Raw genomic sequence first — 25492 nt, 5'->3', positions numbered from 1 at the left:
GTTCGTTAATATTGCGACCTCTCGGTATAAATATAATATCGGTGGTTATTAAAAAAACTAAAATTATTCTTTAAGATTAATGTCCACTTTGCCCTCGGAAGAGGCCACTCCGGGCATGATTTGCCCTGAGCGCATGGCAATTCTTACGGGTTTGCCTACCGCTGCATTGTCCAGCGCTTTGCCTTTGGCTCGTATGCGAAACCCCGGCCCAGTCACGGTTATCTCTACTTCCTGCCCGGAAACAATGGCCCAGCGTCGGCGTAACTGAGTTTGAACGATGGGCTGACCCCGCGTGATCGTGCGGGCCGCCGTCTGACCCACAATGCTCTCTTTATTGAACACCAGACCGGCGGGCAGCCGATCCAGTGAGCCAGTGCGAGACACGATATTCTCCGCTTGAATCTCACTTCCTGGCTTGATCGTTTTACGGGCAGCCCACCATGTCCCTTGCGCCTGAACGGATATCTGGATGAATTTACGTTGGCTGCCACACTGCGCGATGACACTTTTGTTGCCGGTGAGGCGGCTATTATTGCCTGCGAATGAAAGCTCAGGGGCTGAGCAGAGTAAGGCCAACTGTTCGGGGGGCGTCAGAATTTTTATCGTGCGAGTGACTGCGGCGTCAGTGGCTATTCCGCCTTGAGAATTCACCAGTGCGGTTATTTGCGCGATCAACGGATTTTCTGGTGTGGAGGGCGTTTCATTAGGCGTGGGTGGTGTCGCAGAGGCATCAAACAGGCTAAAACTGAAAACCAATATTAGCGATGTAATAAAAAGACGACATGAGGAAAACATAGAATTTTCTGACCTTAATTTTATTAAATATTGAGATAGCTATATTGTTGTCGATTTTTTGTTATCATTTTTCGATGAGCGAATTATAGGCCATAAATTAAGTTTATTAACGCGATAAATAATGACAATTGTGACGCCAATTCAAAGGGTAGTTAGGTTTTATCATGCCAAGATAATTCATCCACTTAAATAAGGTTACTTTTGTCTTATCTTCGAAGTATAAAATTGAATCGTTCGACCATAGAATGTACGGCGTTAATCTTCATAGGGTAGAGGTCAGTTTTTCAATGCTTGATAAACTCGATAATGCATTACGTTTCCAGCAAGAAGCTCTAAGCTTATTGACTCAACGTCAGGATATATTGGCCTCGAATATTGCCAATGTAGATACACCAGGCTATTTAGCCAGAGATATGGATTTTTCTCAGCAATTAAAAAATGCGGTGGATCGGAGTGCACCTGACAATGCACCGCTGACGTTAGCATTAACGTCAGGGACGCATATTGCCGGTGTGGCACCTGCTATTAATAGCAATCAATTACTTTACCGTATTCCAGATCAACCTAGTGCCGACGGTAATACCGTTGATATGGATCGTGAGCGAGTCAGCTTTGCTGATAACAGCATGAAATACCAGTCCAGCTTAACGATTCTCGGCTCACAAATTAAAGGCATGATGAGTGTCATCAATCAGGGTTAATTATTGCCATGTCAACATTCAGCATCTTTGATATTTCGGGGTCTGCTATGGCAGCCCAATCAAAACGGCTTAACGTCAGCGCCAGCAATATGGCTAACGCCGACAGTATTGCCGGGCCAGATGGTCAGCCCTACCGCGCCCGTCAGGTTATTTTTCAGGTCGATAGTGCGCCAGGGCAGGAAATTGGCGGCGTCCGGGTGGGGGATGTCGTGGAGAGTACTGAGCCAGACCGCATGGTCTATGAACCTGCGAATCCACTGGCGGACGACAAGGGCTATGTGCGTATGCCGAATGTCAATGTCGTGAGTGAAATGGTGAATACCATTTCGGCTTCGCGCAGTTATCAGGCCAATGTTGAAGTGATGAACACGGCCAAATCAATGATGTTAAAAACATTGACTCTGGGTCAATAAGGGACGGGGAAATGGCTGTTTCACCAGTAATGAATAGTAATAACGCAGCGCCCAAGGATGGGGCGAGTAATGGGAGCAATCCTGAGGATTTAACCAATAGCTTTATGACACTCCTCGTCGCTCAGATGCAGAACCAAGACCCAACCAACCCGATGGATAACAACCAGTTAACCTCTCAACTGGCGCAATTTAGTACCGCATCCGGTGTTCAGCAGCTCAATTCTACTGTTATGGCTGTTGGCTCACTGGTTACCAGTATGCAGCAGATGAATGCCGCAGATTGGGTGGGGCGTCAGGTCTGGATTGAAGGTGACTCCTCTGTCGTCAATGGCACCAAAGAAAGTGAGAACGTCGGGGAAGGCGAGGGCGCTGAGCAAGGTAATCAAGAATTTGGCTTCGCCCTAGATTCCGACGCGGACAAAGTGACGGTGACATTAACGGATGAGCTGGGTAACGCTTATACCGCTGAATTGAAAAATGTCAAAGCGGGTGTGAATAAATTAACGCTTGATGATCTGAGTAATTTCCAACCGAGTGAGCTTCCCGGTAAAGGCGCGGCATATAAGGTTTCATTCTCAGCCGCAAATGATGACGGCAATACGCCGAAAATCACCTCTCTGAAAAAAGCCAAGGTCGATGGTGTTTCATTCTCACCAACCGGTGCCGTGTTGCAGTTGGGATTAAATGGCACCGCAAGCTTGGGTGATATTTATTTCATTGAGTGATCAGATTTCAACATTCTCTTTTTAGTATTCAGGAAAATTAATTATGGGTTTTTCACAGGGCCTTAGTGGACTCAATGCGGCCTCACAAGCACTTGATGTGGTCGGTAACAATATCGCGAACTCCCAAACAGTAGGATTTAAATCAGGGTCCATCGCCTTTGCTGACGTATTTGCAGGCTCGCAGGTCGGCATGGGTGTGCAGGTCTCTTCAGTGAATCAGAACTTCAGCGATGGTGTTCTGGGCTCAGGGGCGAGCAGCCTAGATATGGGTATTCAAGGGAATGGTTTTTTCCGCTTAACCAACGAAGCCGGCCGTGTGTTTTATAGCCGCAACGGGCAGTTCAAGCAGGATGAAAACGGCTTTATTATCAACAACCAAGGCATGTTCTTGACCGGTTATCAGGCCTCGGGCACTCCGCCTGCGATCCAGCCCGGCGCGGCGGTTGGCCCTATTCAGATCCCATCAGGCCAGATGCCGGCTCGTGCTTCTGACGGCGGCAGCCTCAGCGGTAATTTGGATTCTGGCACTGAGGTGGTAGATCCGGCGATCAAATTTGATCCGGCAGACAATAAAAGTTACAGCTCGGTGAGTCAGGTAGACGGTTACGACAGTTTGGGTAATCGACACACCATCAATGTGTATTACGTTAAAACCAGTGATAACGAATGGAAAGCCTACTCCAGCGATACCACCTCGCCGAAGCTAGATAATAACGGCGACCCTGTTTATCAGGAGCTTGAGTTAAAATTTGATACCTCGGGGCAATTGACCACCAAGCCTGCGAAATTGAGTGTACAGAGCGCGGCTTATAACGGCGGCGAACCACTGGATTTCGAGCTGGATATGGATGGCATGACCCAGCAGGCATCGGATACGGCCATGGCGAGTCCGACCACCACCGGTTACGCCCCCGGCCAGATGAATGGCTACACGGTCGGTGATAACGGCCAGATTATTGCGAGCTACAGTAACGGTCAGCAGCAATTACTGGGTCAGGTTGTGCTGTCCAATTTCACCAATCCGGGCGGTTTATCTTCTCAGGGCGACAACTGTTGGTCAGAAACACCGGCATCAGGGCAACCCGTCGATGGTATTGCAGGGACAGGGAATTTGGGCAATCTGTTTGGTAATCGGCTTGAAGCCTCCAACGTTGATCTGAGTAAAGAGATGGTCAACATGATCGTTTATCAGCGCAACTACCAGTCCAACTCACAGACCATCAAGACCCAGTCTGAACTCCTTCAGATTCTGGCTAACCTCGGTTAACGGCTGACTCTATGGATCGCGCAATTTATACCGCAATGGGTGCGGCGAATGCTGCCCTCAACCGCCAAGGGGTGGTGTCAAACAACTTGGCGAATGCCTCCACGACGGGGTTTCGTGCACAGCTCTCCGCTTTTCGCGCTGTCCCGGTGGAGGGACCTTCAGTTCAAACGCGGACATTGGTAACGGAATCCACCCCTTATCACGACGACTCCATGGGGGCTATCAACCAGACGGGGCGCAATTTGGATGTGGCGTTACCGCAGGATGGCTGGCTTGCCGTTGAACTTCCTGACGGCGGAGAGGGTTACACCCGCGCGGGCAATATTGAGATCGACAGTGAAGGTTTGCTGAAGGTCAGGGGGCTGCCGGTTATCGGTGATGGCGGCCCGATCAATGTTCCTCCGCAGTCAGAGTTGACCATTGCACCAGACGGCACCATTACCGCGCGTGGCGCAGGGGAAGAGCCTTCCGCGCTGGCGCAAGTGGGGAGACTGAAGATGGTCAATGCCAAACTTCAGGATCTGAGCCACGGGGATGATGGCCTGTTTCATATCGCTGAAACCTCGCCCAATGCCGGATTGGCCGCATTGCCCGCAGACCAGAATTTACAACTGGTTCCCGGTGCACTCGAAAGCAGCAATGTCAGCCCGGTTAAGTCGATGGTTGACATGATCGCCACCGCACGCGGTTTCGACATGAACATGAAGGTCATCAGCGCGGTGGATGATAACGATAAGAAAGCTAACCAGTTACTGGCCATGGGGTAACCCCCGGCAAAGAGGAATTTCAGCATGATCCGTTCTTTATGGATTGCCAAGACAGGTCTTGAAGCCCAGCAAACCAATATGGATGTGATATCCAATAACTTGGCAAACGTGAGCACCAATGGCTTCAAACGCCAGCGTGCGGTGTTTGAAGATCTGCTTTATCAGACACTGCGTCAGCCCGGAGCACAATCTTCGGAGCAGACCACGATCCCCACGGGATTGCAGCTAGGGACAGGGGTTCGTCCGGTCGCCACCGAGCGCATTCACAGCCAAGGTAACTTGACGCAAACCAATAACAGCAAAGATTTGGCGATTCAAGGCCATGGTTTCTTCCAAGTGCAAATGGCTGATGGCACAACGGCTTACTCCCGTGACGGCTCTTTCCAGTTTGACCAAAATGGTCAGTTGGTGACCTCCAGCGGTTATCCGGTTCAACCTGCCATCACTATCCCGCAGGATGCGGATACCTTGACGGTGGGTAACGACGGCATTGTCAGCGTAACGGTGCCGGGCCAAACCGCGCCACAGCAGGTTGGGCAGCTTACGGTCAGCACCTTTATCAATGATTCTGGTCTTGAAAGCATTGGTGAAAATCTCTATCGGGAGACGCAATCTTCTGGTGCACCGAATGAGACTACACCGGGTCTGAACGGCGGGGGAACCCTTAAGCAAGGGTATATCGAAACCTCTAACGTCAATGTGGCCGAGGAGCTGGTCAATATGATCCAGACCCAGCGCGCCTATGAGATTAACAGTAAGGCCGTATCGACATCGGATCAGATGTTGCAACGCCTGACACAACTTTGATAGCACCCATAAGTCCGGCCTCTGCTTTAACAGCGGGGGCCGATTTATGGTTGTTTTTGATCGCAGTGGATGAAATGAAAAACCAGTCTTGTTCCGTCATATCCGAAATGGATACTTCCCACAGATTCTCTGGCCCTAAACGCGCGACAGGGCTGTTCTCAGCCTCAGCTGTGCTGACGTTGTTTCTGACAGGATGCGCTTATATCCCTCACAAGCCATTAGTCGATGGTGTTACGACAGCTAGCCCAGCATCGCAGGAAGTGGCGGTGGCGAATGGGTCGGTTTTTCAAACCGGACAGGCGATGAGCTATGGCTACCAGCCGATGTTTGAAGACCGCCGACCACGCAATGTGGGCGATACGCTCACGATTGTGCTGCAAGAGAATGTCAGCGCCAGTAAAAGCTCTTCAGCCAATGCGAATCGCGGCGGTTCAACTGGGCTCTCTTTCGATGCGGTTCCCGGCGCTATGTCAGGACTCTTTGGCGGCGATAAAGCGAATGCCGCCATCAGTGGCTCCAGTGATTTTACCGGCAAAGGGGGAGCAGCGGCGAAAAACACCTTTAGTGGGACGATCACCGTGACGGTTCAACAACTGTTGCAAAACGGCAACCTCAAAGTCGTTGGCGAGAAACAGATTGCCATCAACCAAGGCACTGAATTTATTCGTTTCTCCGGCGTAGTAAACCCGCGAACGATCAGCAGCAGCAACTCGGTGATCTCCACCCAAGTTTCCGACGCTCGAATTGAATACGTCGGCAATGGGTACATCAACGAAGCACAACAGATGGGCTGGTTGCAGCGTCTGTTCCTTAACCTCTCTCCTTATTAATGAACAGCTAATGAAAACTCCATTTTTTACCTTATGTTTGAGTCTGTTTTGTACTGGCTTGATTTTATTCTTGCCACAACAGGCTCAGGCAGAACGAATTCGTGATTTGACGACGATTCAGGGGATTCGTAGTAATTCTCTGATGGGATATGGGCTGGTGGTTGGGCTAGATGGCTCCGGTGACCAGACCATGCAGACGCCGTTCACCACGCAAAGTCTCAGTAACATGTTGTCCCAATTAGGGATCACCGTGCCAGCGGGCACCAACATGCAGCTCAAGAATGTGGCCGCCGTGATGGTGACGACCGAGTTGCCGCCCTTTGCACGACCGGGTGAGAAAATTGATGTAGTGGTCTCCTCGCTGGGTAATGCAAAAAGTTTACGCGGTGGCACACTGCTGATGACGCCATTAAAAGGCGTCGATAACCAAATTTATGCCCTTGCTCAGGGCAACTTGCTGGTCTCTGGCTCTGGTGCGCAAGCGGGCGGGAGCCGAGTGCAGGTCAATCAACTCAACGGCGCACGGATCTCGGGCGGCGCGACAGTCGAACGTGAAGTGCCAGTCAGTTTTGCCTCCGAGAATATCCTGAGACTACAACTCAACGAGGATGATTTCTCCCTCGCCCAGCAAGTGAGTGATGAGATCAACCGTCGCTTAGGCGGATCAACCGCGATGGCGGAAGACTCGCGCACCATCAAGCTCTTCGCTCCGGCGGACAGTGCGGGGAAAGTTCGATTTTTGGCAAATGTGCAAAACATCCCGATTAAAGTGGGGGTGATGGATGCCAAAGTGATCATTAACTCCCGTACTGGCTCTGTGGTGATGAACCGCCATGTGGTGCTGGAAGCCTGTGCTGTTTCTCAGGGCGATTTGACCGTGGAGATCTCGCAAACCAATGAGGTTAGCCAACCTGATACCCCACTGGGCGGCGGGCAAACCGTGGTGACACCCAATACGCAGATCTCTGTTCGTGAGCAGAATGGTCACTTACAGCAGGTGAAAACCAGCGCAGATCTTAACAGCGTGGTGCGGGCGCTGAACAGTTTAGGGGCGACACCTAATGATTTGATGTCGATCCTGCAATCGATGAAAAGCGCCGGTTGCCTGCGAGCTAAACTGGAGACGAACTGATGAGCCAGTCATCATTTTCAACGGGAGCGGTCTTCGATCTCCGTAGCCTTGATGCGCTGAAGCGTGAGGTAAAAAGCAACTCACAAGAGGGCGTCAAAGAGGCGGCGAAGCAGATGGAGGGCATGTTTATTCAAATGATGCTCAAAAGTATGCGTGACGCTTCGTTTAAAGATGGTCTGATGCACAGTCAGCAGTCGGACATGTTTACCTCAATGTATGACCAGCAGATCTCTCAGGATATTGCCGAACAGAGCAAAATGGGATTTGCAGACCTGATGGTAAGGCAGATGGGCGGCGAGGTTTCCACCGCGCAAAATACGGTGGGTGCTGCGCCAGCGCCCTATAACCTGAACAGTGCGCTGTTGAAACAACCACAAATCGCGCCTCAACCGACGACTCAGGCGAGTGAGGCTGGAGGGGCGTCACGTTTCACTGGCGCAATAGAGAAGAGCAGCGACTTTATCTCTCGAATGCTGCGACCTGCGATCGCCGCAGCACAAAAAAGTGGTATTCCTCATCAGTTGATAATCGCCCAAGCCGCGCTCGAGTCGGGTTGGGGAAATAAAGAGATCGCCACAAAAGATGGCAAACCCAGCCATAACTTATTTGGCATAAAAGCGACGCCAGACTGGAAAGGCGATACTACGGAAATAACCACTACCGAATATATCGATGGTGTGAAACAAAAGGTGAAAGCCGCCTTCAGGGTATATCCATCCTATTCTGAAGCACTGTCAGATTATACTTCGATGCTGTCGAATAACCCTCGCTATCAGAATGTTCTGAAATCTAACTCACCAGAACGCGGAGCACATGCATTGCAGTCTGGAGGTTATGCGACGGATCCAAGTTATGCCAAAAAGTTAATCAATATCATTCAACAGGTGAAGGGAAATATTAATCAGGGCTTGGATGCCTATAAAACAGAAATTTCTTCACTATTTTAGCGGTTCACGGTTTAGTTAATTTTTTAACAGCCGATAGGTTATATAGGGTGCGAATTTTCCTACGAAATTTTCCTAGTTAAAAACGCCAGTGGATTTCAGCAAAAATACAATGTCGGTGATTTATGAATCTTATTAATTTGGCTCAAAGTGGGCTTAGTTCGGCACAATCGGCACTGAATGTCGTAGGCAACAATATCAATAATGCTGTCACGCCGGGATACAGCCGACAAAATATTATGTTGGGTCAGGCGGGGGGGAAAACCACCAATGTCGGCTTCTTTGGCTACGGTGTTCAGGTCAATGGTGTACAGCGCGCTTACGATGGTTTTATTAATAATCAACTCCGTGGCGCAGCGACTGAATTTTTTGGGCTAGACGGCCGTTATCAGCAACTGAGTCAGATTGATAACATGCTCGGTGATGAGACGAATAATGTCTCTGTCACATTGGACAATATTTTTGGTGCGCTGGAAAAAATGAGCAGCGACCCGGCCAGTGCGGCAGCACGTCAGGGTGCACTAGGCCAATTCAACGCGATCTCTCAACAGTTTAACAGCAACAGCAACACGTTGAATGGATTGGAAAAAAGCACCAACACACAAATTACCCAAAGTGTGGCAGACATCAATGCTTGCGCAGAACAGCTGGCAAAAGTGAATGAAGAGATTGCCAAAATTCATGGTCAGACTGGTGAGGTGCCGGCTAATTTGCTCGACCATCGCGACTCGCTGTTAAGCACGCTCAGTAAACAGGTCGGTATCCGGGTGAATGAAAATGTCACCACGGGGCGGGTCGATGTCACGATGGCGAATGGGATGCCATTAGTCTCCGGCGATCGCTCCTATCAGCTTGAAGCCTCTGTCTCCGCTGAAAACCCGTCCAAGACCGTGGTCTCTTATATCGATGCTTCCGGTAATAAAATGTTACTGGACGAGGAGAAAATGTCCGGCGGGAAATTGGGCGGGCTATTTAAATTCCGTAATGAAGATTTAGTCGATGCCCGCAATCAGTTAAACCAACTCGCCTTGCAGATGGCCAATAAGTTTAATGAAGTCAATGCTGCTGGTTTTGATAAAGCAGGAGAGGCGGGTGGGGATATATTTAACATCGCCAATCCTACCGCGATAGCCAACCGAAATAATACGAGCGATACCACACTGGATATCAGCTATACCGATATTAGTCAGGTCAATGCTGACGATTACACCGTTACTTATAAAGGTCCCGGCCAAAATGACTGGGAAGTACAAACCAGTGATGGCAGAAAGATTACACCGACTATTGGTGCGGCAGGGGAACTTGAGTTCGACGGTATTTCGATTAAGCCAAACGGCACGCCTAAGCCCAATGACAGCTTTGTTTTAAACCCAGCAGCAGGCGCAGCAGGGCAGTTGAGTGTGGCTATCACTGACGCGGATAAAATAGCGGCTTCAAGTTCAAATGACCCTAATGATCAAAGCAATAACGAAAACATCAAAGACATGATGGATATCAAAAATGCCACTTTGATCGGCACTGGGACTTTGACTGAAGGCTATGCCAGTTTGGTCAGCTCTGTGGGTTCATCAATGACTACCCTGAAGGCCAATGCGGCAACAACGGCTAAAGCTCATGACGCCATTGCGTATCAGCAGCAAGCTGTCTCTGGGGTGGATATGAGTGAAGAGTTTATGAATCTACAACTTTATACCCAATATTATCAGGCTAATGCGCAGGTACTCCAAACCGCGACAACTATCTTTGATTCACTGTTAAGCATTAAATAATGCTCACTGACGGTGCGATAAACAGTTTGATAAAAGATTAAGGAAATCACCATGCGTCTTAGTACCCAGTATATGTTTCAAAGCAATATTAATAGCATGTCGAATGCGATGAACGCTGGAAATGACATCTATATGCAGTTATCGGCCCAGAGAACCTTACTCACACCTTCGGATGATCCCGCCGGGGCTTCACAGGCGGTTATCTATCAAAATGCACTGGCAAATATGCAGCAATTTGATACCGCCCGCTTATATGCGCAAGACGCGCTGGAACAAGAAGATAATACCCTGACCTCTATCGGCCATCTTTTAACCGAGAATCTGAGTAAAAAGATTGTTGCGGGTGGCAACGGTGCCCTTTCAGATGCAGACAGACAAGCGCTGGCGACTGAATTGCAGGGTATTCGTGACAACCTGCTGGATTTGGGTAATACCACCAACAGCAATGGCCGTTATATTTTTGGCGGATATAAAACCGGATCTGCCCCTTTCGAGAAAGATGGCACCTATGTGGGCGGGGATACTGCCATGACCCAACACGTGGCTGACAGCACCGAGATGCAAGTGGGCCACATCGGTAGCGATGTCTTTATGAGTGGCAGCAATGACGATATTTTCGCGGCATTGGACAGTGCCATCGCGGCACTCAATGAGCCTATCGTCGATGATGCTGACCGCGAGGCACTGCAAAAAACGCTCGATAGCGCCAATATCTCGATCAAAAAGGGGATTGATAATCTGGGGAAAGTGCAGGCTCAGGTCGGGACCAACCTACAACAGATTGATTCTCTGGCTGAGCGTTCAGCAGTAGAGCAAATCAATATGCAATCACGACTGCAACAAACAGTGGGTTCTGATCCCAGCACCATGATTACCCTAGCCTCTCAATCTAAAATGACGGAATTTGCCCTAAACTCCTCAATGATGGTTTTCCAAAGTATGCAAAAATTATCAATCTTTAATATGTAATATTAAAAAATCAATATTCTCTATGAGTGCAATTATTGCTCTAAATATTTTGACTCATATTTAAATGTTATTTTTATAATAACATTGTGACATTTTATTTCTGTATATCTCTGCAACAGTTATCTGTTGAGGTCAAGGATTGTCATGTTTAAAAAAATGAAAATATCGACAGGTTTATCGATTGTCATTGCCACTTTTATGCTGTTTCTGGCAGTGATAACAACATTCAGTGTGTTACATGCTATTTCGAATAAAGAAAACTTTAATCGCGCGCTCAATGAAGCTAGAAATACTAGCGTGATGGGCGATGCCATTTTTAACCTGAATAGCGGGTTGGCGCATGTTAATGCCCTGATGCTGCAAGCCAGTCTGAACCGCCCGGTTAAGCCTGAGTCGATTGATAACGCCAAAAATATTCTCGCGCAGGCCAAGAGTGACATGAAGATTTTCATGTCAACGCCATTTAACTCCCCTAAGGAGAAGCAAGTTGCAGTTGAACTGAATACCCATTTTGAACGGGTACTCAGCTTATCTTTGGGAAAAGTTAACTTCATTGCCAATCCAGCCAGCTTGCCCGATAACATCGACAGCGAAATGCAAGAGCGCGCGGCCTTGAGGGAACAGATACAAAATTACGGTCAAGTCGCCAGCGAACTTGATAGCGGATACAGCCAGCAAGCAGAAGCGGATTATCAATCGATGATCACTGCGGCGATCATTGTGGTGTGCTGTTCCATCGTGATGATGTTTTTTGCTCGTCTCTGGCTAAAGCGCACTCTGGTCACGCGGATGGCACAAACCTCTCTGTCGATCAAAAAGATCGCCAGTGGTGATCTAAGTGAAGAGATACACGCTGGGGATCAAAATGAGCTGGGTCTGATGTTGATCGAGCTGGAAAAAATGCGGCTGTCGCTGACAAAAATCATCTCCGGTATCCGTGATGGTGTGAGCCATATTTACGGCAATGCACAAGAGATCTCCTTGGGTAACAATGATCTGTCCGCCCGAACGGAAGAGCAGGCGTCAGCATTGCAGCAAACGGCTGCCAGCATGGAAGAGCTAAAAACTACGGTTCGTCAGAATGCGGATAACGCCCATACTGCACGTCAACTGGCAGAGAACGCCAGCCTCAATGCTCGCAGTGGGGGGGATGTGATGACCAACCTCGAAGGCATTATGCAGCAGATCACCCAGAGTTCGCGTCAGATTGCTGATATCAATGGTGTCATCGACAGTATTGCTAACCAGACCAATATTCTGGCGTTAAACGCAGCAGTAGAAGCGGCGAGAGCAGGTGAGCAGGGGCGTGGATTCGCGGTTGTAGCCGGAGAAGTCCGTAACTTGGCTAAGCGCAGCGCCGATGCAGCAAAAGAGATTAATCAGCTTATTACTGTCTGTGTCGCGAACATGAGTACCGGCTCTCAACAGGTTGATGTGGCAGGAACAGTAATGAAGGATATCGTTAATTCTGTCACTCAGGTGACCGATATCATGGGTGAAATTACCTCGGCTTCGGATGAACAAAGCGCAGGTATTAACCAAATCGCCCAAGCCGTGAATGAAATGGATCAGGTCACCCAACAAAATGCGGTCATGGTGGAAGAAGCGGCATTGGCTGCCAGCAATTTGGAAACAGAGTCAGAAGCCTTGGATAACATTATCTCCGAATTTGTGATCAATAAGCCGATTGAAGATAACGGCGCAGAACGGAAACGCGATAAGAAATCTGCCCGCTTTAGCTCTACATCTGTTAAAAAAGAACCGGAAATAATTAAAAATACCGCAGAAGCCGAGTGGGAAACATTTTAAACAATAGCTAAATTTTCATTAAAAAAGCTAACTAATACTATGGGTGATTATTTTTACTGTTATATTTCCATTAAGGGCAAATTGAAGTGCCGGATTACGCAATATTGTTTGGCTTTATCAGGCTATTTGATCTCGCATTAATCCTTAATAATATCGTATGTTTTTTGTCGGCTGGATAATGTAATTGTGAATGGTATTTATACCCATAACGGAGTAGTAAAGAAGGATGAGTTATGGCCGAAATATGGTTTTTTGGTTCGACATGAGGCACTACGTTTACAAGCGAGATTGCCAGCCAGTGTAGAACTGGATGATCTCATCCAAGCGGGTGCAATAGGGCTACTAACAGCGATTGAGCATTTTGATCCTAAAAAAGGGATTGCAATCAGCATCTATATTACCCAGAAAGTCCGCTGGGCAATGATAGATGAGCTGCGTGAGCGAGACTGGGTTCCGCGCAGAGTTCGCAGTAATGCCCGTGAAGTGGCGGCGGTGATTCAACGAGTTGAGCAAGAGAGTGGTACGGTCGCGACAGAAGCTGATGTTGCGGCGGCGATGGGGGTCACTTTACGCGAATATCAACAAATGTTGGCGGACACCAATAGCAGTCAACTTTACTCTTTAGATGAGTTACAAGAAGAGTTATCAGACAGTATTGAACAGCCCGATATTCAGCATGAAATGTTGAACCCGCTACATGAATTAATGAAGGAAAATTTAACAAAGCATATCAGTCAAGAAATAAAAGCGCTGCCAGAAAGGGACCAGTTGTTATTGAATCTCTATTATCAACAAGATCTAAACATGAAAGAGGTTGGCATCTTGTTGGAAATAACGGAGACAAGAGTCAGTCAGTTACACAGTCAGGCAATTAAGCGGTTACGTGCCAGATTAGATGCGCTGCGTAAATAACTTTGTCGTAGATAATGAATTTTTTATGTAAATATATATTTTGTAACTTTGTCGTTACCAGTAATTCTTATTGGCGTTACCAGTTATACAAACTAAGAAAAGTATTAATTCTTAATAGTGTGTGGATTAAAAGTTGAGCTTGTCGATTAAAGCAGTTACTATACGGGGAAATAGTTCCTCACACCGCCAACTACTTTGAAATATTAGGTATGATTGGGCGTCTCCGTTTATTAATACTTTTATTGCATTGAGTCTGATGAGGTTTAAGTAAAGAAATATCCGAATTAGAATGAATGAATGAAATTCATACAATTAGATATTTTTCATGATGTTATGAACTATTTGGCAGTAAAAATATTCCTAAGGCGAAAGCACATATATTTGCAGCTTCAACACTGTAGTTCTAATTGTCATTATCGAATGTCAACACATTAATTAAAATTTATTCACTCATGTTCTCCGTGAGATGAATTAGGGTAACAAAATGATTGTAAGAAATATTGACGAACAGTTACAAAGAATTCATGACATCAACTTGTCCTATCTACTATTGGCTCAACAATTAATTAGGGAAGATAAGTTTGCAGCAGCCTTCCGCCTTGGGTTAACTGAAGCAACCATCGATACATTGAAGGAACTCTCCCTCCCTCAGTTGATAAAGCTGGCATCGACTAACCAACTTATTTGCCGTCTTCGCGTTGATAACGAAATTGTAATTGATAATTTGACTAAAGACTCCCGCATTGAGGCTTTGCAGCAAATTCATACTGGCATTATTTTATCAACTAACCTGCTGAACTCGCTTTCTGAGCAAAGTCTGACACCAACCTAAAGGAATTTGTGATCATGACCGAGAAAAGTATATTGCAGGAAATTAAAGAAGTACAAATAGCCATGGAGCTGATCTCTTTTGGTGCTCGTATGCAGATGTTAGAGTGCGAAACGAGCCTAAGCCGCAGAAGGTTATTGCGCCTTTACAAAGAACTCAGAGGATGCCCGCCCCCAAAGGGAATGCTGCCATTTTCTGAAGATTGGTTTATGGCGTGGGAACAAAATATTCACGCATCTATGTTTTATAATATCCATCTTTATCTGCAAAAGACTGAAAACTGTCGACCGATTGAAGCAACGGTTAAAGCGTATCGCCTCTATCTGGAACAATGTCCAACCCCACCCGGTGAAAAACAAGTCTTGGGGTTAACGCGGGCATGGACATTATTAAGATTCATCAATTGTGGAATTATAGAACATACAGAGTGTTGTATTTGTGGTGGCGGTTTTGTTGTTACGAGTGAATATTCTAAGAATCCATTTACCTGTAGTTTATGTAGCCCACCCTCTCGTGCAATTAAAAAATGTAAGACTCCTGACTTGCCGCTGGAGAATATTGCCAGCATCTAAATGATTTAGCCGATAAGGCATTACTAATCATAAGTATAAGTATCAGATTAGTCTGGTACGGCCACCCTGTGCGTAAAATTTATAGAAATTAAACAATGCGGTGAGATCAATGCATTTAATTATTAAGGAGTGCATGTGTTAGTCATTATTGGTTATCTGATTGTCATTTTGACTGTTTTTGGTGGGTTTAGTCTCTCGGGGGGAGTGCTGGGTGCGCTTTATCAACCCACGGAACTTTTGATTATTGGTGGGGCGGGTATAGGGGCTTTTATTGTCGGTAATAACGGCAAATCGATAAATGCCACACTGAAAGCGTTACCGCATTTATTTAGAGGTTCGCACTATACCAAAGTGCTCTATATGGACCTCATGGCCATGATGTATTTGCTGCTGAATAAAGGCCGACAGAATGGTCTTATGGCGCTGGAGCAGGATATTGAAGATCCGAAGAACAGCGCTATTTTTTCAGCTTACCCACGTCTACTTGCCGATTCCGCATTGATGAATTTTGTCATCGACTATTTACGCCTGATGGTGAGCGGAAGTATGAATGCTTTTGAAATAGAAGCATTGATGGATGAAGAGATTGAAACCTGTGAGCATGAGCATGAAGTCCCTGCACAGAGTCTGAATGAGATTGGCGATGGCTTACCCGCTTTCGGTATTGTTGCCGCCGTAATGGGGGTGGTGAATGCGCTGGCGGCCGCAGACCGTCCGGCAGCCGAATTGGGTGAACTGATTGCTCATGCCATGGTGGGGACATTCTTGGGTATTTTACTGGCCTATGGTTTTGTTTTACCGCTCGCTTCCTTGCTGCGCCAAAAAAGCAGTGAGCAAATTAAAATACTGCAATGTATCCGGGTCACTTTACTCTCCAGCATGAATGGTTATGCGCCACAGATCGCCGTTGAATTTGGTCGCAAGATTCTATTCTCTACCGAGCGTCCTACCTTTATTGAGCTGGAAGAACATGTGCGTGAGGTGAAATCCTCGGCAAATAGCAGCAATGCGCCGGACAGCCCATCATGAGTACTAGTGCCAAACCTGTAATCATTGTTCGTAAACGAAAACGCGCTAAACATGCTCACCACGGCGGCTCTTGGAAAATTGCCTACGCGGATTTTATGACCGCCATGATGGCCTTCTTTTTGGTTATGTGGCTGCTCTCCTCCTCCACCCCTTTGCAGCGCGAGCAAATTGCTGATTACTTTAAAATGCCCCTGAAGCTGGCGATGTCGCACGGAGACAAATCCAGTGTCAGCGATAGCCCTATTCCTGGTGGAGGGGATGACCTTATGAAGCAAGATGGGGAAGTGCTCAAGCAAACACTGGCGAAAATGGATAAACAGAAAAATGCGCAGAATTTACGGCGTGCGCACGAGAAACTCGAAAACCTGATCAAAAAAGATCCGCGCTTGAGTGATTTTCAGTCAAATCTCCGCCTCTCTTTGACCGATGATGGACTGCTTATCCAGATTATCGACAGTCAGGAACGCCCCATGTTCAAAGTGGGGAGCCGGGAGCTGGAGCCGTATATGCGGATTATTCTTCAGGCACTGGTTCCGGTGCTCAATGACCTGCCCAACAAAATCAACCTGACGGGTCATACCGATTCCCTGCCTTACGTCAATGGCGAAGCAGGGTACAGCAACTGGGAGCTGTCGTCAGATAGGGCGAATGCTTCACGGCGTACCTTGGTCTCTGGCGGATTGGCGGACAATAAATTTCTGCGGGTGATTGGTTCTGCCGACATGATGAATCTGGCAAATGTGAAGTCAGATGCGCCTATCAACCGCCGGATCAGTATTTTGGTACTGAGCAAAAACAAAGAGAAGTCGATTCTGGAAGAGGACGTGGTCTTGCAGAGTGTTTCTGATAATCAAAGCAGTGCAAGAATTGAAGCTGAACTGAAAAAAATGGCGGCCGATGAGACTGTGCCAATAAAAGCAGCACCGGCAGCCACTGTTCCGGTTATTCCTGCAGTTCCGGTGACCTCTTTAGTTCCGGTTATTTCTACAGTTCCGACTATTTCGGCAGTTCCGACTATTTCTACTCAGGTAAAGGTTGAGCAAGATGGACATAAGTGATTTTTACCAAACCTTTTTTGATGAAGCTGATGAGTTACTGGCTGATATGGAAATGCATCTTCTGGAGCTGGATTACATCTCACCTGATAAAGAGATGCTTAACGCCATATTTCGTGCCGCTCACTCGATAAAAGGGGGAGCGGGGACTTTCGGTTTTACGGTATTGCAGGAGACGACGCACATACTGGAAAACCTACTGGATGATGCCCGGCGTGGTGAACTGCGGTTAAACAGCGACATTGTTAACCTGTTTCTGGAGAGCAAAGATATTATGCAAGATCAGCTTGATGCGTATAAATCCTCGCGGGAGCCTGACCAAGAGAGTTTCCACTATATTTGCGAGGCATTACGCCAAATCGCACTCGAAGATAAAAACGGTAGCGCGATAGCAGCATCAGAACCGAAGCAACAGATTGCCGTGCCATCAGCAACGGCTAGCAATCCGCTGATCGTCTCACTCACGGCCATTCCTGAAGCCGATAAAGGGGTCTTGCTCGAGGAGTTAGCCAACCTGGGTGAGGTGCTCAGTCAGCAACAACAAGCGGATGTGTTGCAGATAGAGTTGCAGACCACGGCATCGGCTGACGATATTCTCGCGGTACTCTGTTTTATCCTTGAACCTGAGCAGATCACCATTACTGCAAGTGAATCAGCTGCAAGTGAATCGACCGCGAGCGAACCGGCACGGGATATCACGTCTGCTGAACAGGCTACGCAGACAGCACCCGCGGTTCAACCGTGCTCCAATGAAACACCACCCGAAGTCCCCGCAACCTCACCAACCTCAAAGCCGAAAGCCACCGCTAAAGCCCCAGCCACAGAGTCAAGTAGCCTACGGGTCGCGGTGGAGAAGGTGGATCAGATCATCAATCAGGTGGGTGAGCTGATTATTACTCAGGCGATGCTATCACAGCTCTCCAGCTCTCTGGACCCGGCTCAACATGACACTCTAATTAGCAGCATCGGGCAGATGGAACGTAATGCGCGTGACTTGCAGGAGTCAGTGATGTCGATCCGGATGATGCCAATGGAGTATGTCTTCAGCCGCTTCCCGCGACTGGTGCATGACTTAGGCGGCAAGCTGGATAAAGAGGTGGAGCTAACCTTAATAGGGGGATCGGCAGAGCTGGATAAGAGCTTGATTGAACGAATTATTGATCCCCTGACTCACTTAGTCCGTAACAGTCTGGATCATGGTCTTGAGTCGGCTGAAGTGCGGCAGGCGAAGGGAAAAACGGGTAAAGGGAATTTGACGCTTTCCGCAGAGCATCATGGTGGCAGTATTGTTATTGAAGTGATCGATGACGGCGCGGGGCTTAATCGCGAGAAGATACTCGCACGGGCCAAGTCACAGGGAATGGCGATCAGTGATAGCTGGAGTGATGAAGATATCTGGATGCTGATTTTTGCCGCGGGTTTCTCAACGGCGGAAAAAGTCACGGATGTCTCTGGGCGCGGTGTCGGGATGGACGTGGTGCGCAGAAACATTCTGGCCATGGGCGGGCATGTTGAAATTCACTCAGTGCAAGATAAAGGCACCACCATTCGGATCATTTTGCCGCTGACGCTGGCGATATTGGATGGCATGTCAGTGCGCGTCGGTGATGAGATTTATGTGCTGCCCCTTGGAACCGTGATGGAGTCGCTAAAACCCTCTGAAAATGCCCTGTATCGGATGGCAGGCGATGAGTTGATGTTACAGGTGCGAGGGGAGTATCTCCCACTGATTGAGCTGCATCGGATTTTCGATATTAAGAGTGATTCGGCACTGGCAAATGATGGGATTGCCGTCATCTTACAAAGTGCGGGCTGCCGCTATGCCTTACTCGTCGATCAATTAATCGGCCAGCACCAAGTCGTGGTCAAAAATCTTGAACTTAATTACCGTAAAGTTCCAGGAATATCAGCAGCGACAATTCTGGGTGACGGCAGTGTGGCACTGATTTTGGATGTTGCCGCTTTGTCCACGCTGAGTAAAAAATAAGACAGTCGCTGAACAACAAAATTAACGTATATCGATTGAATGAGGTAATTCAATGCATTTATCTGGAACAGAAAATCAATTTGGCGATCAAAATACCGGTCAGGAATATCTGATATTTACCTTAGGCAAAGAAGAGTACGGTATTGAAATCCTGAAAGTTCAGGAAATTCGCGGTTACGATCGTGTGACCCGAATTGCGAATACGCCTGATTTTATTACCGGGGTGATGAATCTTCGCGGTGTCATTGTACCTATTATTGATCTCAGGGTGAAGTTCCAACTGCCCTCTGCGGATATCAATGAAAATACCGTGATTATTGTATTAAATCTGGCTAATCGCATTGTCGGCATTGTGGTGGATGGGGTTTCAGATGTTCTGGCATTAAATGCGGAACAAGTTAAACCGGCCCCCGATTTCTCTGCGACACTCTCGACTAAATATTTATTGGGCTTGGGTACGCTTAATGACCGTATGCTTATTCTGGTCGATATCGAAAAACTGCTGAACAGTGAAGAGATGGAGATCGTCGATCACGTGGCTGAGGTCAGTTACGAATAAATCATATTATGACGCTATGAAACCAAGGTCTTATTTTTGATGGTTTAGCTTCCTGACGAATAGGTAAGCTAAGGTATCCTATTGCTTATTGAAACAATATCATAAATTTTAGAAGGATAGTTATTTTGTTATCTGCCATCAGTATTAACAAAATGGTGAAGTTTCATCTTTATATCATCGTCGCTCTTTTTATTGTCCTTGCGGGCTTGAGCTTAAAAACATCGAGCACCTCCCAACAGAATTTTGAAGATACGATTCACCTACATGGCCGAGTGGAACTCGTGGATCAGGCGATGTATAAGCTGATGGTCGTCCGGGGTAACATTCTATTGATTAAAATAGCCGCGCTGGAAAATCAACCGACTGATCCAGAACTGGTTAGTAGTATAAATATTAAAAATAAAGTGATACGAGAGACTATTACTAAATGGGTGAAGGAACCGAAATCGACAGAACAGATCCAAGAGTTATCTGAGCGAACGGGGGCGATGTTTATCAAGATTCTCGACAGCTACATGAATAATCTTGATGCCAGACAGCAGGGAGGCGAAGCCATTAATGATACTGATGAGCTTGTTCCGCAACTTGAGGTATTAGTTGCAGAGTATTTGAAGTTTTCAGCGGACTCAATGGAATCATTTGATGTCAAAAATGATTATTTACACAGTGCTCTGGTAGTGACTATCTCTATTATTATCGCGCTCTTTATTTTGCTCTATTTTTCACTGCTGAAATATATCACCCGGTTTATACTGAATCGGTTGGCAGAAGCTTCGCAGATCTTCTCTGAAATCAGCATGGGATTGCTTTCAAAGAGAGTGCCGCAATATGGCACCAATGAAGTCGGTAAACTCTTTGCCAATATTGAAGAGATGCGTAGTGGGCTGGTTGAAATCATTGCCGGTGTCAAAGAGGCCGCCAGTAATATCAAACATAACGCCATGGAGATCGCCGAAGGCAATGACGATCTCTCTTCACGCACTGAAGAGCAGGCCAGTGCGCTGCAACAAACCGCAGCCAGTATGGAACAGATTAAAACCACCGTTGAGAATAATACCGCCCATGCCCACGAAGCCAATAAATTGGCAACGGACACCAAAGAGTTGGCGGACAGTGGCTCTCTTATTATGGTGGATGTGGTGCGCTCGATGGATACCATCGGCAGTCATGCCAACCAGATCTCCAATATTATTAAAGTGATTGACGGTATTGCCAGCCAGACTAATATTCTGGCACTTAATGCCGCCGTTGAAGCGGCGCGCGCTGGTGAGCAGGGGCGTGGTTTTGCGGTCGTCGCTACTGAAGTGCGTAATTTGGCACAAAGAAGTGCCGATGCGGCAAAAGAGATTCGGGGGTTAATCGAGCATTCAGTACATGATACTCAGGCGGGAAGTAAACGCGTAGACAGTGCTAAAAATACCATGTCTGAGATCGTGGCGATGGTGAATAAAGTCAGCGACATTATGCAGGATATTACGCAAGCTTCTGAAGAGCAGAGCATGGGTATCCGGCAAGTGGCTGTCGCGATTAATGAGATGGATATCGTGACACAGCGGAATTCAACTTTGGTGGAAGAGTCGGCCGCAATTACCGTATTAATGAATGAGCAGACCACCATAATGGAAGAGATGGTGTCAGTATTTCAAATTGAAGTAGACCGTCATCACGCATAAATCTGATTTGTTATTATCGTGATATTAGCGGCAGAACTCTCTGCCGCTTTTTTGTTTCTTATCTATTATTTCTTATCTATTCACTGCTGGAGATTAGCGCTGTCATTGATATGTTATCAATGAGGGTAAGGATATCTGTTGGCTTAATTCGTGGTCGGGGGGATGAGATTGAGGGTGGGGGAGAGTGTGACCTTGACTTCAATATTATCATCAAGCAGAAAGTGAAATGCGGCGCAATCCTGATTTACGGTTAATTCAATGCTGGGCGATGCTCCGGTATAGTGATTAACAATACTTTTAATCTCTTTTCTTATGTCATCCATGACATCATCAAGCAATACCTTACCTTCATTATTCATGCTCTTCATTATCTCTCCTCTTTTATGTCAGCATGTCGTTTCGTTATGGAATAAAACGATCCCTTTATGACATTCATATTTAGCAGGTTGATTCACTTGGCTATGGCATATTACGGTTGTGGTGTGCAGTTGAGTACGGCTATTACGCCAACAATATTAACAGGCTTCTCTTTGTTTATATATTAGCATCTTAATATTATTGTTTTCATGATGTGTATGGCGAGTTTATTAATGATGATAGAGGAATTTAATCATGACGAGGGGGAATACCGGAAGCGGCATAGTAGGGTATTAAGGCCAGCGGGATATTGAGCTGAAAAAAATCCCCCCGCTCATCAAAGAGCGGGGGGATAAGGCCCGGAATAGGCTGCGGGCTAAAAGGGTACTAAGAAATATTAACGCAACAGAGACAATACGTTCTGTGGAACCTGGTTAGCCTGAGCCAACACAGTGATACCCGCGGATTGCAGGATGTTTGCACGGCTCATGTTAGAGACTTCAGAAGCAAAGTCGGCATCCAGAATACGTGAACGAGATTCGGTCAGGTTATTCACGGTGCTGTTCAGGTTGCTGATAACAGAGTCAAAACGGTTCTGGGCGGCACCCAGCCCGGAGCGCAGTTCGTCAACTTTAGCCATAGCTTCATCGATAGTTTTCAGTGGGCCTTTCATCGCATCCAATTGGTCAGTCGTTAAATCTGCATCCTTAGCAAATGTTACAGAAGCAGGCACAACCGGTGGTCCAGGTACTTCTGCTACAAATGTTGCTGTTAGTGAGGTGGAAACCTCTGTGCCATCTTTCTCTTTACCGACGGCAGCATAGAAGGTAGCCCCTGTCTCATCTGTGACAAGAGAAATCTCACCGGTACCATCAACCCCAAATGCCGCTTCTTTCATATCCTTAATTGCAGCTGCATCTAAAGTGACGGTTGAGGTGCCATCAGTAACCTCTGTACCCGCCGTGATAGCTTTAGCGCCAGCAGTGGCCGCTGTGATATCAAAGCCATCCATGCCCAGTGTCTCAGCATTCATCTGGCTTAATGCGATATCAATGGTCTGACCATCGTTAGCGCCAACCTGAATGCTCAGGGTCTGGTCTTTGCTCAGCACTTTCACGCCGTTGAACTCAGTTTGTTCTGAGATACGGTTGATTTCAGCCATACGCGCATTGATCTCATCCTGAATTGACTTGCGGTCAGACTCAGAGTTGGTGCCGTTCTGTGCCTGCGCAGTCAGACGACGGATATTCTGTAAGTTGTCGTTAACTTCGTTCAGTGCGCCTTCAGTGGTCTGCGCAATAGAGATACCGTCGTTGGCATTGCGTGATGCCTGAGTCAGACCGGTGATGTTAGCGGTGAAGCGGTTACTGATGGCCTGACCTGCGGCGTCATCTTTAGCGCTGTTGATGCGAACACCAGAAGATAAACGCTGAATTGCTGTACCCAGTGAAGACTGAGATTTATTCAAGTTATTTTGTGCAACCAGACTCAGTGAGTTGGTGTTGATGACTTGTGCCATGAGATCTCTTCCTAATATATTAATGAATAATACTGCAATGTCTTTGCAATATGTAATGCGTGTTTCGTTCGCATATTAAATACATCGGCACGAGAAAAAATCCCTAAATACCTTTTTGTGATTTTTTTCGAATTTTTTAAGATGAATTTCTATTTACTGTATTGCTCTGATTAATAAATTAACTCACCACGCTTTCCGTTGATTGAAATAGAATCACAAATGTCGCCAATTTGACGGTTAGGGTAAATTGCAGGGTAAATAACGTCATATATAAGTTCACCTATGGGCTGAAAAGAGATAGGGATTGTTTTTTTGTGGGTATTCAGTTGATGAGCCAGTGACAAAAAATTAAACTTAATAATATTAGAACCGATGTTTAATAGTGAAGTACTAATAAATTTAAGCAAATTTTATACCCTAAATAATTCGAGTTGCAGGAAGGCGGCAACTGAGCGAGTCCCCCAAGAGCTTACATGAGTCAGTGACTGGGGTGAACGAAGGCAGCCAACGCACATGCGGCTTGAAGTATGACGGGTATATATACAGGAGAATTGAATGGCTTCCTTATCATCATTAGGTATCGGTTCGGGAATAGATACGGCCACCATGCTTGAGCAGATCAAAGCTGGGGAACAGACCCGTCTGAAGCCCTATACGATTATGCAAAACAGCTACAAGTTAAAAGTTTCAGCATGGGGGGGCATATCCAGTTCACTGTCTGCCCTACAGGGCAGTGTGAAGAAACTGACTTCTGACGCATTTAATACCTTAACCGTGAGCTCTAACAAAGCCTTCACCGCCACCGCCACCAGTGAAGCCAATGCCGATACCCATTCGGTTACCATTTCACAGCTTGCCACCGCCCATAAAATTAAGACCGATGGGGTGGACAGTGCAGATGAGATGCTAGGCGAGAGTAATGGCGGTACGCGCACCATTACTATCACCACCGGTGATGGCAAAACCACTGAGGTTGAGCTGAAAGATGATGAAACCTCACTGAACCAAATTGCTAAAGCGGTGAATAAGCAGGACAGCAATGTTTCGGCGTCAGTACAGCGCACCGATGATGGCTATCAACTGGTCTTCACCTCGAAAAATACCGGCAGTGATGGCGAAATGAGCGTCAGTGTTGAGGGCGACGACACTCTCGGTGGGAAGCTGAACTATAAAGAGGATGATGCGGGGAATAAAGAGGGTGATCCGGATAAGGGTATGCAGCAGGTGACCAAAGCCCTGGATGCCACACTTATTGTTGATGGCAGCAAGTATACCCGTTCGTCGAATAACATCTCCGATATCATCCCCGGCGTCACACTGGTGCTGAAACAGGTATCGGAAAGTGATACAACCACGGGAGAGAAGATCCCTGAGCAGATGACGCTGACCCGAGATACCTCCGCCATCAAATCCAGTGTTAAAGACTTTGTAGATAAGTACAACGCCCTGCTCAAGCTGACTTCCGAGGCCAGCAAGTATGTCCCCAATAAGACGGCCGGGCTGTCAGACTCTGATGTTGCCACGCAGAATGCCCAAAATGGCGCGCTAATGGGGGACTCCACCTTGCGCGGCATGGTGGGGGATTTCCGCTCCGCAGTGAATGGCGTTTATGGTGATCCATCGGCGGATTATGGCTCCCTTGCCGATATCGGGGTCAAAATTGATCCGGCGACCGGGCAGATGACGCTGAACGAGAGCAAGCTGGATGAGGCAATTGCCGACAATCCTGATGGTATCGCGGATATGTTTATCGGCCGTGGTGAAAAAGAAGGGCTGGCAACGTCGCTGAGTGCAACCATTACCGAGTATCTTGGCGATCCGGATACCAAAATGAATGGCATCATTAAGGACTCCACCGAGGGCTTGGATGCGCAGATCAAACTGATGGATACCCAGATTGAGAAGACGCAAAAGCTGATTGATAATCAGGTTGAACGTTATCGGGTACAGTTCCAAAACCTCGACACCACCATGTCAAAACTGAATAGCATGAGTAATCAGCTGTCGTCTATTTTGGCGACGCTGTAAGTTTTCGCATTTATTAACCGGCTGGAGGTGCGAGTCTTCAGCCT

The 25492-nt window shown here is 47.2% G+C and carries 24 protein-coding genes; 21 read left to right on the top strand and 3 right to left on the bottom strand.

The window, feature by feature from the left end; translation table 11 throughout:
• Positions 1–63: 63 nt before the first annotated feature.
• Positions 64–795, bottom strand: coding sequence for a flagellar basal body P-ring formation chaperone FlgA (gene flgA / locus HRD69_RS02235; RefSeq protein ID WP_032814046.1), 732 nt, complete (start codon positions 793–795; stop codon positions 64–66).
• A 287-nt stretch (positions 796–1082) separates the two neighbouring features.
• Between flgA and flgB the strand changes: the two genes are divergently transcribed.
• From flgB to HRD69_RS02135, 20 genes are all read left to right on the top strand, one after another.
• Positions 1083–1496, top strand: a complete 414-nt coding sequence (gene flgB, locus HRD69_RS02230; protein WP_004874782.1) for a flagellar basal body rod protein FlgB — start codon at positions 1083–1085, stop codon at positions 1494–1496.
• 8 nt (positions 1497–1504) lie between these two features.
• Positions 1505–1909 carry a flagellar basal body rod protein FlgC gene (gene flgC, locus HRD69_RS02225; protein WP_032814047.1) on the top strand — a complete coding sequence of 135 codons (405 nt, stop codon included), beginning with the start codon at positions 1505–1507 and terminating at the stop codon, positions 1907–1909.
• Between the two features lie 11 nt (positions 1910–1920).
• Complete coding sequence (locus tag HRD69_RS02220) at positions 1921–2634, top strand: flagellar hook assembly protein FlgD (RefSeq protein WP_004874784.1); 714 nt, start codon at positions 1921–1923, stop codon at positions 2632–2634.
• Positions 2635–2677: 43 nt separating this feature from the next.
• Positions 2678–3901 carry a flagellar hook protein FlgE gene (gene flgE / locus HRD69_RS02215; protein WP_004874785.1) on the top strand — a complete coding sequence of 408 codons (1224 nt, stop codon included), beginning with the start codon at positions 2678–2680 and terminating at the stop codon, positions 3899–3901.
• A gap of 11 nt (positions 3902–3912) precedes the next feature.
• Entirely contained in the window at positions 3913–4668 is a 756-nt protein-coding gene (locus tag HRD69_RS02210; RefSeq protein ID WP_004874786.1) for a flagellar basal body rod protein FlgF, read from the top strand.
• Positions 4669–4692: 24 nt separating this feature from the next.
• On the top strand, positions 4693–5475 hold the full coding sequence (gene flgG / locus HRD69_RS02205) for a flagellar basal-body rod protein FlgG (protein WP_004874787.1): 783 nt from the start codon (positions 4693–4695) through the stop codon (positions 5473–5475).
• 74 nt (positions 5476–5549) lie between these two features.
• The gene (locus tag HRD69_RS02200; protein WP_371410631.1) at positions 5550–6305 is read left to right on the top strand and encodes a flagellar basal body L-ring protein FlgH; all 756 of its coding nucleotides are present in this window, start codon (positions 5550–5552) and stop codon (positions 6303–6305) included.
• A gap of 10 nt (positions 6306–6315) precedes the next feature.
• Positions 6316–7437, top strand: a complete 1122-nt coding sequence (locus HRD69_RS02195; RefSeq protein WP_004874789.1) for a flagellar basal body P-ring protein FlgI — start codon at positions 6316–6318, stop codon at positions 7435–7437.
• Positions 7437–8384, top strand: coding sequence for a flagellar assembly peptidoglycan hydrolase FlgJ (gene flgJ / locus HRD69_RS02190; protein ID WP_032814048.1), 948 nt, complete (start codon positions 7437–7439; stop codon positions 8382–8384). Before HRD69_RS02195 ends, flgJ begins: the two co-directional genes overlap by 1 nt.
• Before the next feature lie 122 nt (positions 8385–8506).
• Positions 8507–10150, top strand: coding sequence for a flagellar hook-associated protein FlgK (gene flgK, locus HRD69_RS02185; protein ID WP_004874790.1), 1644 nt, complete (start codon positions 8507–8509; stop codon positions 10148–10150).
• Between the two features lie 51 nt (positions 10151–10201).
• Positions 10202–11119, top strand: a complete 918-nt coding sequence (gene flgL, locus HRD69_RS02180) for a flagellar hook-associated protein FlgL (protein WP_032814049.1) — start codon at positions 10202–10204, stop codon at positions 11117–11119.
• A gap of 144 nt (positions 11120–11263) precedes the next feature.
• Positions 11264–12928 carry a methyl-accepting chemotaxis protein gene (locus tag HRD69_RS02175; RefSeq protein WP_004874792.1) on the top strand — a complete coding sequence of 555 codons (1665 nt, stop codon included), beginning with the start codon at positions 11264–11266 and terminating at the stop codon, positions 12926–12928.
• A gap of 186 nt (positions 12929–13114) precedes the next feature.
• A complete protein-coding gene (locus HRD69_RS02170; protein WP_004874793.1) occupies positions 13115–13840 on the top strand; it encodes an RNA polymerase sigma factor FliA in 726 nt (241 codons plus the stop codon).
• Between the two features lie 484 nt (positions 13841–14324).
• Entirely contained in the window at positions 14325–14672 is a 348-nt protein-coding gene (gene flhD / locus HRD69_RS02165; RefSeq protein WP_004874794.1) for a flagellar transcriptional regulator FlhD, read from the top strand.
• A gap of 14 nt (positions 14673–14686) precedes the next feature.
• Positions 14687–15241 carry a flagellar transcriptional regulator FlhC gene (gene flhC / locus HRD69_RS02160; RefSeq protein ID WP_032814050.1) on the top strand — a complete coding sequence of 185 codons (555 nt, stop codon included), beginning with the start codon at positions 14687–14689 and terminating at the stop codon, positions 15239–15241.
• Positions 15242–15376: 135 nt separating this feature from the next.
• Positions 15377–16270 carry a flagellar motor stator protein MotA gene (gene motA / locus HRD69_RS02155; RefSeq protein ID WP_004874796.1) on the top strand — a complete coding sequence of 298 codons (894 nt, stop codon included), beginning with the start codon at positions 15377–15379 and terminating at the stop codon, positions 16268–16270.
• Positions 16267–17328: a flagellar motor protein MotB gene (gene motB / locus HRD69_RS02150; RefSeq protein ID WP_049648682.1), complete on the top strand. Its 1062-nt coding sequence runs from the start codon at positions 16267–16269 to the stop codon at positions 17326–17328. Before motA ends, motB begins: the two co-directional genes overlap by 4 nt.
• A complete protein-coding gene (gene cheA, locus HRD69_RS02145; RefSeq protein ID WP_032814051.1) occupies positions 17315–19312 on the top strand; it encodes a chemotaxis protein CheA in 1998 nt (665 codons plus the stop codon). Before motB ends, cheA begins: the two co-directional genes overlap by 14 nt.
• A 52-nt stretch (positions 19313–19364) precedes the next feature.
• Positions 19365–19871, top strand: coding sequence for a chemotaxis protein CheW (gene cheW / locus HRD69_RS02140; RefSeq protein ID WP_004874799.1), 507 nt, complete (start codon positions 19365–19367; stop codon positions 19869–19871).
• 125 nt (positions 19872–19996) lie between these two features.
• Positions 19997–21544 (top strand): methyl-accepting chemotaxis protein, encoded by a 1548-nt coding sequence (locus HRD69_RS02135; protein ID WP_004874800.1) that lies wholly within the window; start codon positions 19997–19999, stop codon positions 21542–21544.
• Positions 21545–21687: 143 nt separating this feature from the next.
• Here the strand turns inward: HRD69_RS02135 and HRD69_RS02130 are convergent, their stop codons facing one another.
• A complete protein-coding gene (locus tag HRD69_RS02130) occupies positions 21688–21912 on the bottom strand; it encodes a hypothetical protein (RefSeq protein ID WP_099466041.1) in 225 nt (74 codons plus the stop codon).
• 386 nt (positions 21913–22298) lie between these two features.
• Positions 22299–23420 carry a FliC/FljB family flagellin gene (locus HRD69_RS02125; protein ID WP_004874802.1) on the bottom strand — a complete coding sequence of 374 codons (1122 nt, stop codon included), beginning with the start codon at positions 23418–23420 and terminating at the stop codon, positions 22299–22301.
• A gap of 555 nt (positions 23421–23975) precedes the next feature.
• On the opposite strand from HRD69_RS02125, the gene fliD reads away from it, so the two are divergent.
• Positions 23976–25448: a flagellar filament capping protein FliD gene (gene fliD, locus HRD69_RS02120; protein ID WP_004874803.1), complete on the top strand. Its 1473-nt coding sequence runs from the start codon at positions 23976–23978 to the stop codon at positions 25446–25448.
• The last annotated feature ends 44 nt before the right edge of the window (positions 25449–25492 follow it).

Origin of the sequence: Yersinia mollaretii ATCC 43969 (assembly GCF_013282725.1) — a bacterium.
In the GTDB taxonomy this organism is placed as follows: domain Bacteria; phylum Pseudomonadota; class Gammaproteobacteria; order Enterobacterales; family Enterobacteriaceae; genus Yersinia; species Yersinia mollaretii.
Note: the sequence above shows the minus strand (reverse complement) of the source record. Positions and strands in the feature narration are given on the sequence as shown.